General features: G+C 68.2%; 10 protein-coding genes. 4 read left to right on the top strand and 6 right to left on the bottom strand.

Translation table 11 applies throughout. The features are described 5' to 3' along the window. Positions 1 to 25: 25 nt before the first annotated feature. Complete coding sequence (locus tag AC5Y5B_RS06180) at positions 26 to 1,660, top strand: ABC transporter family substrate-binding protein (RefSeq protein WP_500004761.1); 1,635 nt, start codon at positions 26 to 28, stop codon at positions 1,658 to 1,660. Here the strand turns inward: AC5Y5B_RS06180 and AC5Y5B_RS06175 are convergent. The 4 genes from AC5Y5B_RS06175 to AC5Y5B_RS06160 all read right to left on the bottom strand — a co-directional run bounded on the left by AC5Y5B_RS06175 (position 1,647) and on the right by AC5Y5B_RS06160 (position 7,681). Beyond that, on the bottom strand, positions 1,647 to 2,891 hold the full coding sequence (locus tag AC5Y5B_RS06175) for an alpha/beta hydrolase (RefSeq protein ID WP_500004367.1): 1,245 nt from the start codon (positions 2,889 to 2,891) through the stop codon (positions 1,647 to 1,649). The genes AC5Y5B_RS06180 and AC5Y5B_RS06175 overlap by 14 nt on opposite strands. 99 nt (positions 2,892 to 2,990) lie before the next feature. Next, positions 2,991 to 5,612 carry an AAA family ATPase gene (locus AC5Y5B_RS06170; RefSeq protein WP_500004365.1) on the bottom strand — a complete coding sequence of 874 codons (2,622 nt, stop codon included), beginning with the start codon at positions 5,610 to 5,612 and terminating at the stop codon, positions 2,991 to 2,993. Then, positions 5,609 to 6,760: a metallophosphoesterase family protein gene (locus tag AC5Y5B_RS06165; RefSeq protein WP_112634219.1), complete on the bottom strand. Its 1,152-nt coding sequence runs from the start codon at positions 6,758 to 6,760 to the stop codon at positions 5,609 to 5,611. The genes AC5Y5B_RS06170 and AC5Y5B_RS06165 overlap by 4 nt, the downstream gene beginning before the upstream one ends. 342 nt (positions 6,761 to 7,102) lie before the next feature. Next, a complete protein-coding gene (locus tag AC5Y5B_RS06160) occupies positions 7,103 to 7,681 on the bottom strand; it encodes a hypothetical protein (RefSeq protein ID WP_165821841.1) in 579 nt (192 codons plus the stop codon). A 303-nt stretch (positions 7,682 to 7,984) separates the two neighbouring features. Here AC5Y5B_RS06160 and AC5Y5B_RS06155 point away from each other — a divergent pair, with 303 nt between their 5' ends. Next, complete coding sequence (locus AC5Y5B_RS06155; RefSeq protein ID WP_112634220.1) at positions 7,985 to 8,488, top strand: SixA phosphatase family protein; 504 nt, start codon at positions 7,985 to 7,987, stop codon at positions 8,486 to 8,488. Between the two features lie 13 nt (positions 8,489 to 8,501). Here the strand turns inward: AC5Y5B_RS06155 and AC5Y5B_RS06150 are convergent, their stop codons facing one another. Both AC5Y5B_RS06150 and AC5Y5B_RS06145 read right to left on the bottom strand, forming a co-directional pair. Next, positions 8,502 to 9,038, bottom strand: coding sequence for a DUF3558 domain-containing protein (locus AC5Y5B_RS06150; protein ID WP_165821842.1), 537 nt, complete (start codon positions 9,036 to 9,038; stop codon positions 8,502 to 8,504). Positions 9,039 to 9,070: 32 nt separating this feature from the next. Continuing rightward, complete coding sequence (locus AC5Y5B_RS06145) at positions 9,071 to 9,628, bottom strand: DUF3558 domain-containing protein (protein ID WP_112634222.1); 558 nt, start codon at positions 9,626 to 9,628, stop codon at positions 9,071 to 9,073. 170 nt (positions 9,629 to 9,798) lie between these two features. Between AC5Y5B_RS06145 and AC5Y5B_RS06140 the strand changes: the two genes are divergently transcribed. Next, positions 9,799 to 11,565 (top strand): ABC transporter ATP-binding protein, encoded by a 1,767-nt coding sequence (locus tag AC5Y5B_RS06140; protein WP_112634223.1) that lies wholly within the window; start codon positions 9,799 to 9,801, stop codon positions 11,563 to 11,565. Continuing rightward, complete coding sequence (locus AC5Y5B_RS06135) at positions 11,562 to 13,457, top strand: ABC transporter ATP-binding protein (RefSeq protein WP_500004359.1); 1,896 nt, start codon at positions 11,562 to 11,564, stop codon at positions 13,455 to 13,457. Before AC5Y5B_RS06140 ends, AC5Y5B_RS06135 begins: the two co-directional genes overlap by 4 nt. Positions 13,458 to 13,543 lie beyond the last annotated feature (86 nt).

Here is a 13,543-nt window from a genome sequence, read left to right as displayed (position 1 = left end):
CCGCCTCGCGGCGGTGTTCCTCGCGATGACGCTGGCGTTGCCAGGCTGCTCGCCGGCCGTCAGCCTCATTCCCGAAACGGGCCAGAACGCGCAGATCGGCTCGACGAGCGACGTCAATCCGCGCGATCCGGCCACCCTGCAAGACGGCGGTGACCTGCGACTGGCGCTCACCGACTTCCCGCCGAACTTCAACATTTTGCACATCGACGGCAATTCGGCCGACGTCTCCGCGATGATGAAGGCCACCCTGCCGCGGGCCTTCGTCATCGGGCCGGACGGCTCCACGACGGTCGACACCGATTACTTCACCAGCATCGAGCTCACCGGCACTGCGCCACAGGTGGTTACGTACACGATCAACCCCAAGGCGGTGTGGTCCGACGGCACGCCGATCACCTGGGAGGACATCGCCAGCCAAATCCACGCCCTCAGCGGAACCGACAAGAGGTTCGAGATCGCCGGACCCAGCGGTGCCGACCGCGTCGCCTCGGTGACCCGCGGCGTCGACGATCGGCAGGCCATCATGACCTTCGCCAGGCCCTACGCCGAATGGCGCGGCATGTTCGCCGGCAACGGAATGTTGCTGCCCAAGAGCGTGACCGCCACCCCGGAGGCGTTCAACAAGGGCCAGCTGGAGGCCCCCGGCCCGTCGGCCGGACCGTTCGTCGTCTCGTCGCTGGATCGCACCACCCAGCGGATCGTGTTGCGCCGCAACCCGAAATGGTGGGGCACGCGGGCCCGCCTGGACACCATCACCTATCTGGTGCTCGACGATGCCGCGCGGCTACCGGCGCTGCAGAACAACACCATCGACGCCACCGGGGTCGGCAGCCTCGATCAGCTGACCATCGCACAGCGCACAAAGGGGATTTCGATCCTCCGCGCGCCCGCACCGGCGTGGTCTCACTTCACCTTCAACGGCGCGCCGGGCTCGATTTTGTCCGACAAGGCGCTGCGCGTCGCGGTGGCAAAGGGGATCGATCGGCAGACCATCGCCAAGGTCGTCCAATACGGGCTGACCAGTAGCCCGGTGGCGCTGGGCAACCACATCTATGTCGCCGGGCAGCAGGGTTATCAGGACAACAGCTCCGTCGTTCCCTACGACCCGGCCGCGGCCGGCCGGGAACTCGACGCGTTGGGCTGGAAGCGCAACGGCCAGTTCCGGGAGAAGGACGGCCGGCAGCTGGTCATCCGCGATTTGTTCTACGACGCCCAGGGCAGCCGGCAATTCGCCCAGATCGCCCAGCACAGCCTCGCCCAGATCGGGGTCAGGCTCGAGCTCGTCTCCCGTTCCGGCAACGGCTTTTTCACCAACTACATCAACGTCGGGGCGTTCGATATGGCCCAGTTCGGTTGGCTCGGAGACGCCTTCCCGCTCTCGGCGCTGACCCAGATCTACAAGTCGGACGGGGAAAGCAATTTCGGCAAGATCGGCAGCGAGCAAATCGACGCCGCCATCGAAGCCACCCTGGAAGAACTCGACCCGGCCAAGGCGCGGGCGCTGGCCAACGATCTCGACAAGCTCATCTGGGCCGAGGGATTCAGCCTCCCGCTGACGCAGTCGCCCGGGGATGTGGCGGTGCGCAGCACGCTGGCCAACTTCGGCGCGGCCGGCCTCGCCGACCTCGACTACACCGCGATCGGGTTCACCCGGAATTGAGCCGCCGCCGTAGCCGATTCGGGATCGGCAGCGCACCCTCGGCGACGGCCGCCGCTGCGAGCGCCTTCCACAGCAGCCGTACCTCGGGGCGCGGCGGAAGCGCGTCCAGCGCCGGCGCCTGTGCGGCAAGCCCTTTGAGGTCACCGCGCCGAACCGCATCGGCGGTGGCGAGCGCGACGGGCTCCCGGAAGTCCAACGCGCTGTGCGCCATGCTCGGCAGGCTCAACAGCACCGCGTTGGGCAGCAGCGACGCCACGCGCCGGGCGACCGCCGGCGGGGTGATCAGATCCCGACCACCGGAAACCACCGCGGTGGGCCAGTCGAAATTCGGCATTTCGGCCGGCAGGTCATAGGGCTCGTCCTCGAAGGTCACTCGCTGCGTGCGGGTTTTGCTTTCGGCGACGGCAGGGTCGAGCGGCAGGCCGTCGGGTTCGGCCGCGTAGTCCAGTTCGCGGAAGGCGATGCGGCTCACCAGGTCTTCCTCGTAGCGATACGGCAGGTTGCCCAGGGTGGTGAACCGGGACAGCGCCCACCACAACAGCTTTCGGCCATCGAGTAGCAGGTCGAGTTGCCGCTCGAGCAGGTCGGCCCCGCCGTAACCGTAAATCGTCGCCACGACCTGTGTCGCCGCGGCGTCCATGACCCCGGCGTCGACCAGCTTGCGCATTTTGGGTGCCACCGAGGCGGTTTCGGGGCTGTCCCCCTTCAGCAGCAGCCGGCGAATCGCGCGGCGCACGATCACGATGTCGTGCCGGGACAGCAACGGCGAATCGAGCGCCATGCCTAGCACCCGCTGCGGATGGCGCACCCCGACGCCGGCGGCGATATAGGTGCCGTACGAGGCGCCGTAGATGACGGCGGATTCCGCTTGCGCGTCGTCGAGGACCGCGGCCACGTCGTCGACCACCTGGTTCACGGTCATCGATTGCGGGGGCAGGTCGGCGCCCGCATCGTCGTGCCGCGACATCCCCACCCCGCGGTGTTCGATCATGATGACATCGAGGCCGGCCGCCGCGGCGCGCCGCCGCAGCCCCCTGTACATCTGCACCGACGCCACGCCCGGACCGCCGGGGATGATCACCACCGGACAGGAGGACTTGCGTCCGGCGCGCACGTAGTACAGATCGAACTCTTCGGCGCTGTGCGGTGAGATCGGCCGGCGCACGGGTCGCACGCCGGGCAGTTCCGCCAGCTTCTGCTGCACCCGGCTGCGCTTCGCGGTCATCGTCATTCGCGTGGGCCCACCATGTTCCCATTCTGCAGGCGAGGCGCCGGCATGGGCGCCGAATCGCACTGACCTGCACTATCGGCCGCGGCCGCGCCGCCAGGGCTAGGCGCTGAGATCGATGCGGTGCGCGCCCTTGACCCCGTCGTAGCGGTCGGGGCTGCAGGTCAGCACGATCACCTGCCCGTGGGTTCCCACGGTGTCGAAGAGCTCGCCCATCTTGGTCAAGCGGTCCGGGTCGGTGAAACCGAGCGCGTCGTCGACCACCACCGGGACGGCGTCCTCCTTGGCGACCAGGGCCGCGCCGGCCAGTCGGGCCAGGATGCCGAGCTGCTCCTTGGCCCCGCCGGACAGCGATTCGTACGGCACCGTGATGCCGTTCAGTGTGCGGCTACGGATGCACAAGTCGCTGTCGATGTCGACCTCGAAGCTGGGGCCGAAGACCGGACGGCCGAGCCGCTGCAGTTCCGCCCGATAGGGCTCGACGTAACGCCGCCGGGTGGTGTCGCGATGCCGCGTCATGACCGAGCGCAGCAGTTGCGCGGCGCGCGCGCGGCCACCCACCTGGGTGTGCTCGCTGGCGGCGTGTTCGCGCTCCGTCTGCGCGGCGTCGAGCTTGCCTTGGCGACCCTCGCCGCCGAATACCGAGAGTTCTATCGTGATCTCACGCAATGCGCGGGCGGCTTCTTCGTAGCGCTCGCGCAGCGAGTCGGCTTCCTTAGTGGCATCGGCCAATTCGCGGGCGACCGCGTCGGGTATGGCCGCGGCCAGCGCTTCGGCGACTTCGGTGACGCGTTGTTGCGCGGCCAGCGCCGCGCGCTGCGCCGCGTCTGCCGAGGATGCGAGTTCCGCATCGCCGGCTGACGCCCGCTCGGTGGCCAGCCGGCCGGTGGCGGCGTTGAGCTCGGCGCGCTGGGTCGCCAGGGTGTTCTGGAGAACCGTTGCCCGCGTGGATAACTCGGCGAGCCTGGCGGAGGCTGTGGCCGCCGCCTGACGGCGGGCCTCGCATTCGCTCGACGCGGCATCGCGGGCCTGAAGCACCGCGGCGAGTTCGGCGCGGGCGGCGCTGATATCCGCAGGAACGGCGTCGGCGTCAGCGGGGTTCTCGGCGCGCAGCTGGGTGAGCCGCGAGCGCAACTCGTCGATCCGCTCGTCACCACACAGGCCGGCCAGAGTGGCGCTGAGCTGGTCACGGGTGCTCTGCAGCTCGCGGCGACGCTGATCGGCGGACCGTGCGGCGGCGAGGTCGGGCACCTCTCCGGCCGCCAGCGCCGCAATCAACTCGTCTTGCGCCGCAGCATGTTTGGCGTGTACGTCCAGCGTGGTCACACCCGGTGTGACCCGGGCGGTCAGGACGCCGGGGACCTCGACCTCGGTCGGTCCGGCGGCGGTGGCCGACCAGCTCTGCCCGGCGGGCAGCGAGACCTGCTGTCCGCCGACGATGAGCTGAATGTCCGCGGCGGCGGTGAATTCGATGGCCGCCGAGGTCAGGGCCAGCTGGTCGCCGGTGCGGTCGACGGCGGCCGCGGCATCCTCGATGCGTCGCAGCACCGCCTCGCTGACCGCGATGGTGGTGAGCTCGGCGCCGATCCGCTCGCGATCCCGCTCGATGGCGTCGATCTTGGCCAGCCTGGCGGTCAACCGGTCGGCCTCCTCGCGGTGGGCGAGCTGGTCGACCGTGCACCGCGCGGAGTCGGCCCGGCGGTGCAGCTCGGCGAGGGCCTCGGTGGCCTGCTGCAGCGCGGCGTCGGACGCTTCGCCCTCCGCCTGCGCCGCGGCGTGCGCAGCGGCCGCTTCTTCGGCCTGCGTTTGCGTGTCGGCGACAGCCCCTGCGCGCGTGTCGATTTCGGTGAGCAGTTGCCGGCGTGCGGCATGGGCGCCGCCCGCCGCGGCGGCGGTGGCGACCGCGGCGTCGGCGACCAGCTGGGCCTCGCGCCGCTGCGCGGTGAGCGCCGCGACCTTGTCGGCGGCTTCCTGCGCCGCGGCCACCCGGGGGCGGGCGGCGATCCGCCGCTGGGAGAAGTCGGCGACCTGCTGGGTCAACACGGCGTGGCGCGCCACCCGCTCGTCGACCTCGGCGACCGCCGCCGCGCACTCGGCGACCGCGGCCTCGGCGTCGGCCAGCCGGGTGATCGCGGCGGCCCACTCCCCCGTCGGGCGTCCGGTCGGGGTGAAGTAACGCCCGTATTCGGCGTCGATGCGTTCGATGAGCAATGGCTCGGTGCCGCACAGCCCGCCGCTATCGCCTGCGGCGACATCGAGCGCGCGGGAGAGCGCGTCGCAGCCGGACAGATCGACCGCGGCGGTCGACGCCGACTGCAGCACCCGCTGGGCGTGCCACAGGTCGCTGTCCACCGTCTCGGCCAGCATCGCCCGGACCCGTTCGTGGGCTTCGTCGCCGGTCAGTTGTTCGCGGCAGGGCCGGACCACCGTCAGCTCTGTCTCGCACTTCTTGTGAAAACGCTTACGATAGACGAATCGGTAAGGACCGCAACTGATTTCGGCGGATACCTCGGAGCCCACGTCGCTGTGGGTCGGCTTGACCTGTTTGACTTCCTTCTTCGTCGAGCGGTCGCGGGCCTCCAACAACAGGTCCAGGGCTTCGATCATCGACGACTTGCCGATTTCGTTGGCGCCGCACACCACCACGACCCCATGATCGGGGAATTCGATTTCCCGGTGCGAAATCCCGCGGTAGTTGGTCAGGATCAGCCGGTGCAGCTTCACGCCGCGCCCCGGTCGGTGAGGCGCAGCAACAGCGCCAGCGCCGCCTGCGCGTCGACGGCGGTCGCGGAGTCCTCCTCGCGGGCCGTCGCCACCAGCTCTTCGACCGCCGCGGCGGCGAAACCTCCGATGCCGAGATCGCTGAATTCGCCGTCGGCCGGGATCACCGCCAGGTCGGTGTGACGTTCCCAGAGGCCCAGCCACGCGAACAGCCGTGCGTATTTGTCCAGGCAGGCGTCCAGCGCGGCGCGGTCGGTGACCGTCAGCGACCCGGTCAGCGCCAGGCGCACCACGGTCCGGTCCTTCTCGGTCATCAGGTCGAGGTTCAGGTCGAGATCGGCGATGTCTCGGCTGGTGTCGACCTGTCGGTGCATGGTGACGAACCGCCAGCTTCCGACGCGTCGCGGCGTCACGGACACCGCCCGCCGCGGGTCGGCCTCGTCGATGTCGACGATCAGGACGTGGCCGGGGTCGGATTCCACGTCGTCGAAATTGGTGACTTCCGGGGAGCCGGAGTACCACACCCGGCCGCTGCCGCCGACCTGGGTGAGTGAGTGCTTGTCCCCCAGCGCCACGTAGTGCACCGCGCCGCGGGACAGCGCGTCGTCGACTGTGGCGAGCCGGATCAGCGAGGGCTTGTCCCGATCGGGATCCAGGATGTCCACCCCACCGTGCGCCACCAGGATCCGGGTGACCGCGGCGGCGGGCAGTTCGTCGAGGACGTCGGCGACCAGGTCGGTGGTCGGCACCTTCGATCGCCACGGCGCGGCGACGATCTCCAGTCCGGGACGCACCCGATGCGGGCCGGCCTGGTCGAGCACCGTCACGTTGTCGGGGCGCTCGGCGGCGAACAGCGCGCTGGTGTACACCGACGAGGCGTCTAAGGGATCGTGGTTTCCGGGCAACAGGTAGACCGGAATCCCGATGGCGCGCATGGCTTCCAGGGACTGTCCGATGACCTTTGGGGGAAGCTGATTGTGTTCGAAGACGTCGCCCGACACGACGACGAACTCGGCGCCGACCTCTGCCGCCAACGCGCCCAGACCGGCAACCGCGTCGCGGCGGGCCGCCGAATAGCGCGGCTGCGCGTCACCGGCGAGGAAGTGCCGGGTCATGCCCAGCTGCCAGTCGGCGGTGTGCAGGAATCGCATGCCGGCGACCCCCTTTCGAAGTGCGTGTTTACCGGGGCATCGCGAGTTTAGGTCTGCGCACCGACAAGACGCGGGACCTCGATCGGCAGGTCTTGGTGTGAGAAATCCGGCCAGGTCCTGGGGTTGTCGATCGGCGGGTCGAATCCGGGCCGACACCGACTCGAGCCCGCGGTCAGAAACCCTGGCGACCGTGCCGCAGATGAGTTGCGCCAGTGTGAATCTAGACCAGAAGACCTGCACAAGCCGGTGCGGTCAGTCTCGGTACGTGGGAACTGCCGCAATGCCTTCAGATCGGCACGGTGAAGGTGGGGAAAGCGACGTAGGAGATGGCTGCGACCCAAGCTAACTTGGCGGGTTCACCGGCCTGCCGGGATTCGGAAACGCCGGGTTGGTGTAGGCCGGCGTCTGTGGCTCATCGCCGGGATTCGGATTCATGGTTGGTGGTGGCCCGGACTCTGGCTCAGCCGATGGAGGCGGGGGTGCCCGGTGTTCGGGCGGTGGCGGCTTGGGCACCAGATAGTTCTTCCACGCGCCCGGCGGATTCGGTGCAGGGCCGATCGTGTTGTCCGGCCAGCGCCATGAACAGCTACCGGAAGCACCCCCGAAATCGCCTGCGGGAATGGTCAACCCGAAACCCATGAAACTTCCACCGATGGGGGCGTTGCCACCTGGACCGCCCATGTTCCATCCGCCGTATTCGCAGTGCCAGTGCGTGCTGTTCTCTTCGGTAGGAAAATCGCAGTAGTACGTCGTGGCTCCCGCCTCGAAGGTACTTCCGCCAACACCGGGATAGTCGCACACGCCGGGGCCCGGAAGGTTGCCGCCCGGCCCGGCCCAGGCTGCCGGCGAATTGAGGATCACCCAGAAGGTAACTCCCGGTGCCACAAGTAATCGAATTCCCGTGCGCAACGACTCTTTCACTGTAACGCCTTCTGGCTTCGGCAATGGCAGCGCGTGCCTCGAGCGGGTGACTGCTATTCCAAGTTCTACAACGCCCGGGACATATTCGCAGAGGAATTAGGATTCGTCCCCTCGGCCGGTCCTGGCCGTCGGCGTCAGAGACCGTGCTGCCCGTCGACCGACCATCTCCACCCCGCTATGCCTACCGGGTGCAGCCGAGCTCGGCCCCGTCGTCTGCCAACCCACACCTCCCACCACCCCGAAAAACTGCGCGACGGCGACGGGGATGACGACCGCGTGCCGCACTGATTAATCTGATTGCTCGTGACTGGCCGGCGCACCTTGCTGTTGATGCGGCACGCGAAGTCCGATTACCCGCCCGGCGTCGCCGACCACGACCGGCCGTTGGCGCCGCGGGGAATCAGGCAGGCCGGACTGGCCGGCGACTGGATGCGCACCAATGCGCCGCCCATCGACGGCGTGCTGTGTTCCACGGCGACACGCACCCGGGAGACGTTGCTCAACACCGGCATCGACGCGCCGGTGCGATACAGCGAGCGCCTCTACGCCAGCACCCCCGGCACGTTGATCGACGAGATCAACACGGTGGACGACGCCGTCGGCACGCTGCTGGTCATCGGGCACGAACCGACGATGTCGGCCCTGGCGCTGGGGCTCAGCGGTGCGAGGAACACGAACGTCGGTGCCGCCGAAAGGATTTCGGCCAAGTTCCCCACGTCGGCGATCGCGGTGCTCACCGTGCCGGGCGCGTGGAAAGACGTGGAACTCGGCGTGGCCACGCTGATCGGCTTCGAGGTGCCGCGCTAGTCCGATTGCCCGATCAGGAGTTCGTGGCCAGCGTCAGCTCCATCAGCTTGATGGCCTGACCGCACGCGTCGATGCCCGGCGCCTGCGGGTTGACCCACCAGCCGACCACCCCGGCGGCATCGCTGGCCACGCCGCACGCGCCGTTCGCGTCGTCGGGCCGCATCACGATCGAGTCGATGCCGGCGATCGAACGCGTCTCGACCTTGTACTTCAAGAACTCCGCGACCTTGCGTTCGTTGGACAGGCTGCCCTGCTCGAACCAGAACCGGGTGATGTCGATCAGGCCGGCCGGGTTGGCCGCCTGCCAGCGGCAGATCGCGCCGACGAATGTGCTCTGGATGTCGAGCGGGTCGGCGCCCACCGTCTTGGCCAGGATGTCGCTGGTCAAGACCTCACACTCCTTGAGCAGGTTCGGATACTGCTGCTGAGAGTTGTTGTTGCGGGGCACATTGCCACCCGCCTTGACCGCGTTGCCCCCGATCGAGCGGGAACAGCCCGTCACCACCAACAGCGCCGCGATCAGCACGGCCACGGCGAGGCGGGCGCTCATTCTGCCGCGCGATCCCGCGCGCGTCGAGGCCATCATTTCGAATTCGCAATCGACTGACGAGCCAGTTCCTTCGCGATGTCGCACGGCGGCGGGAACGGCTTCTGGCTGAAACTGATTGACCACTCGATGAAGTCGTCGGAGAACTGGATGCCCACCTCGCACAGCGAGTCGCCCAGATTGGGCTCGTTGCCGACGGCGATGAAACCGCCGTGGCCGTCGATGTTGATGTCATCGACGCTGGCACGCGAAAGTTCCTCGGTCTTGCGCTCCCGACCGATCGGGCTGCCGCGATACCAGGAGAAGGAGAAGTGCGGCCCCAGGATGCCGCCCCCGGCGAGCCACTGGCACCCGACGGAGTTGCGGGCGGTGTTGATCAACCCGGTGACCTTGGTGAGCTCCGCCACGGTCTGGTCGCTGATGCCGCCGCACTGCGGGAACATCGCACCGTGGTTGCCCTGGCCGTTCTGCGGCGTCGACGAGGCCGTCGCGCCCGGTTTGTTGCCGCCGGAATCGGAGCAGCCCGCAGCCGCGGGGATCAGGATCGTCAATGCTGACGCCACGAGAGCCAGCGCCCTCGTGCTACGCCGCACCGCTACCCTGCTTCCGTTCCGCCCGCTGCTGGTCCACACGATGCACTGTAGCGGCAGCCCAGCGGGTCAACCACCGACGCGCCTGAGCAGGTATTTCGGGGCCGCAAACAAGTGGGGTGCCGACCTTGACCGTCCGGCGGTTGGCGGGGACGGTATGCGACAGTTACCCCATGCTCCTGGCACTGCTGCGCCAGTACATCCAGCCGTACCGACGGCTGGTGGCGGTGCTGATGGTGCTGCAGCTGATCGGCAACCTCGCGTCGCTATATCTGCCGACCGTCAACGCCGCCATCATCGACGAGGGCGTCGCCAAGGGCGACACCACCACGATCGTCCGGCTGGGCATGGTCATGCTCGGGGTCACCGCGGTGCAGGTGCTGTGCTCGATCGGGGCGATCTATTTCGGCTCGCGCACCGGTATGGGCTTCGGCCGCGACCTGCGCGCCGCCATGTTCGAGCACGTCACCACCTTTTCCGAACGCGAGACCGCCCGGTTCGGAGCGCCGACGCTGCTCACGCGCAGCACCAATGACGTGCGGCAAATCCAGTACCTGGTCCAGATCAGCGGCACCGTGCTGGTGACGGCCCCGATCATGTGCCTCGGCGGGATTGTCATGGCCATCCGCCAGGAGGCCGCGCTGACGTGGCTGCTGCTGGTCAGCGTGCCGATCATGGCGGTGGCCAACTACTGGGTGATGTCGCACATGCTGCCCCTGTTCCGCCGCATGCAAGGCCTGATCGACGGTATCAATCGGGTGATGCGCGACCAGCTGGCCGGCGTCCGGGTGGTCCGCGCGTTCGCCCGGGAAGGTTTCGAACGTGACCGCTTCGCCCGCGCCAACACCGCCCTGTCGAACACCGCACTGACCGCGGGCAACTGGCAAGCGTTGATGCTGCCGGTGACCACGCTGACCATCAACGTGTCCAGCGTCGCGCTGATCTGGTTCGGTGGGTTGCGCATCGACCGCGGCCAGATGCAGGTCGGTTCGCTGACCGCCTTCCTGGCGTACTTCACCCAGATCCTGATGGCGGTGCTGATGGCGACGATGACGCTGGTGGTGTTGCCGCGCGCCTCGGTGTGCGCCGAGCGGATCACCGAGGTGCTCGCCACCCGCCCGGCGGTCACCGATCCCCCGAACCCGCGGTCCCCGCGCGGCGCCATCACCGGAGCGGTGCGCCTGGACGGCGCGACATTCACCTATCCGGGCGCCGACCGCCCTGTGCTGCAGGACATTTCGCTGACCGCGCTGCCCGGAACCACCACCGCCGTCGTCGGCAGCACCGGCTCGGGAAAGTCGACGCTGGTGTCGCTGATCTGCCGGCTCTACGACGTGACCGGCGGGTCCGTCTCGGTCGACGGCATCGACGTCCGCGATTACCAGACCGAGCGGCTGTGGTCGGCGATCGGACTGGTCCCCCAGCGCGGCTACCTGTTCTCCGGGACGGTCGCGGACAACCTGCGCTATGGCGCCGCCCCGCACCAAGTGCTTACCGACGAACAGATGTGGGAGGCGTTGCGGGTGGCCGGCGCCGACGATTTCGTGCGGGCCCACGATGACGGGTTGCAGATGCGGGTGGCCCAAGGTGGCGTCAATTTCTCCGGCGGGCAGCGGCAGCGAATCGCCATCGCCCGGGCGGTCATCCGCCGCCCGGCCATCTATTTGTTCGACGACTCCTTCGCCGCGCTCGACGCGCGCACCGACGCGCGGGTGCGTGCCTCGCTCCGGGATGCTGCCCGGGACGCCACCGTCATCGTTGTCACACAACGGATTTCGATCGCGTCCACAGCCGACCAGGTGATCGTGATCGACAACGGCAATCTGGTGGGCGCCGGCACTCACGAATCGCTGCTGGCCGATTGCACCGCCTACGCCGAATTCGCCGACTCGCAGTCCGTCGGCGCCGTGCGATCCGGTCGAGTCGGGGGCACGCCGTGACCCCCGCGGCCACCCGGGCCGCCAACCCGCAGGCCCCCGCAACCCGTTCTCGTGACTTCTGGGGTTCGGCCGCCCGCCTGGTGAAACGGCTTGCGCCGCAACGACAGCTGTGCATCGCGGTCATCGCGCTGGGTGTCACCGGCACGGCCATCGGGGTGGTCGTCCCGCGAATCCTGGGCCACGCCACCGATTTGCTGTTCAACGGTGTCATCGGGCGCCAGCTGCCCGCCGGAATGACCAAGACCCAGGCCGTCGCGGCCGCACGGGGCCGAGGCGCCGACACCTTCGCCGACTTGTTGTCCGGGATGAACGTGACGCCGGGGCAGGGCGTGGACTTCGGGGCGGTCGCACGAACGCTGGCGCTGGCGCTGACCCTCTATCTCGCTTCCGCGCTGCTGATGTGGATGCAGGCCCGGCTGCTCAACGTCACCGTGCAGCGCACCATGGTGGCTCTGCGTTCCGATGTCGAGGACAAAATCCATCGGCTGCCGCTGTCCTACTTCGACCGACGCCAGCGTGGCGAGGTGCTGAGCCGGGTCACCAACGACGTCGACAACATCCAATCGTCGCTGGCGATGACGATCAGCCAGCTGCTGACGTCGGTTCTGACCGTGGTGGCGGTGCTGGCGATGATGCTGTCCATCTCGCCGCTGCTGGTGATGATCACCGTGCTGACGGTGCCGCTGTCGCTGTTGGCGACGCGCGCTATCGCGCGACGTTCGCACCGCCTGTTCGTCGCGCAGTGGACCAGCATCGGGCGCCTGAACGCCCACATCGAGGAGACCTACAGCGGTTTCACGGTCGTCACGACGTTCGGCCACCAGGCGGCGGCGCGCGAGCAGTTCCGCACCCTCAACGACGACGTCTACCGGGCCAGCTTCGGCGCTCAATTCCTCTCCGGGCTGGTGGCACCGGCGACGACGTTCATCGGCAACCTCGGTTACGTCGCCGTCGCGGTGGTGGGCGGCCTGCAGGTCGCCACCGGCCACATCACCCTGGGCAATATCCAGGCGTTCATTCAATATGTGCGGCAGTTCAACTCACCGCTGAGCCAGCTCGCCGGCATGTACAACACCCTGCAGTCCGGGGTGGCCAGCGCCGAGCGCATCTTCGCGCTGCTCGACGAACCCGAGGAAGCGCCGGATCCGGTCCCGGCCGACTCCTCCCCGCAGCCTCGTGGGCGCGTCGAATTCGCCCACGTGAGCTTCTCGTACCGCCCGGGCACCCCGGTGATCGAAGACCTGTCGATGGTGGCCGAACCGGGCAGCACGGTGGCGATCGTCGGACCGACCGGAGCGGGCAAAACCACGCTGGTGAACCTGCTGATGCGGTTCTACGACGTCGACGCGGGCCAGATCCTGCTCGACGGTGTCGACATCAGCACGCTGGACCGCCGGTCGCTGCGGTCGCGCATCGGCATGGTGCTGCAGGACACCTGGCTTTTCGAGGGGACGATCGCGGAGAACATCGCCTATGGACGTCCCGACGCCGGCGAGGACGAGGTGCTCGAAGCCGCCAAGGCCGCCTACGTCGACCGGTTTGTCCGGACGTTGCCGGCCGGCTACCAGACCCGGATCAGCGGTGACGGAGGCAACATCAGCGCCGGCGAGAAGCAACTCATCACGATCGCGCGCGCGTTCCTTGCCCGCCCGCAGTTGTTGATCCTGGACGAGGCGACCAGCTCGGTCGATACCCGCACCGAGGCCCTCATTCAGCACGCGATGTGCGAGCTGCGCCGCGATCGCACGAGTTTCATTATCGCGCACCGACTTTCGACCATCCGCGACGCCGACCGCATCGTGGTGGTCGAGGCCGGCCGGATCGTCGAACAGGGCAATCATGCCGACCTGCTGGCCCGGCGCGGCGCGTATTACGCGATGACACAGGCGTAATGCCGCGCGTCTGGCGCGCGCATTGATAAGCGCCCGCGATCGCTACCAAGAAGTTATTGAGAAGACACCAAGGAACAAACGAGACC

The sequence above is a fragment of the Mycobacterium sp. NGS33 genome, assembly GCF_059812885.1.
This window is presented reverse-complemented; position numbering and strand designations above follow the sequence as displayed.

Bases quoted from the DNA above. Each gene is read 5' to 3' on its own strand.
- AC5Y5B_RS06150 (WP_165821842.1), bottom strand. From the start codon at position 9,038: ATGAGCGCCCGCCTCGCCGTGGCCGTGCTGATCGCGGCGCTGTTGGTG.
- AC5Y5B_RS06180 (WP_500004761.1), top strand. From the start codon at position 26: ATGACGCTGGCGTTGCCAGGCTGCTCGCCGGCCGTCAGCCTCATTCCC.
- AC5Y5B_RS06165 (WP_112634219.1), bottom strand. From the start codon at position 6,760: ATGCGATTCCTGCACACCGCCGACTGGCAGCTGGGCATGACCCGGCAC.
- AC5Y5B_RS06140 (WP_112634223.1), top strand. From the start codon at position 9,799: ATGCTCCTGGCACTGCTGCGCCAGTACATCCAGCCGTACCGACGGCTG.
- AC5Y5B_RS06175 (WP_500004367.1), bottom strand. From the start codon at position 2,891: ATGACGATGACCGCGAAGCGCAGCCGGGTGCAGCAGAAGCTGGCGGAA.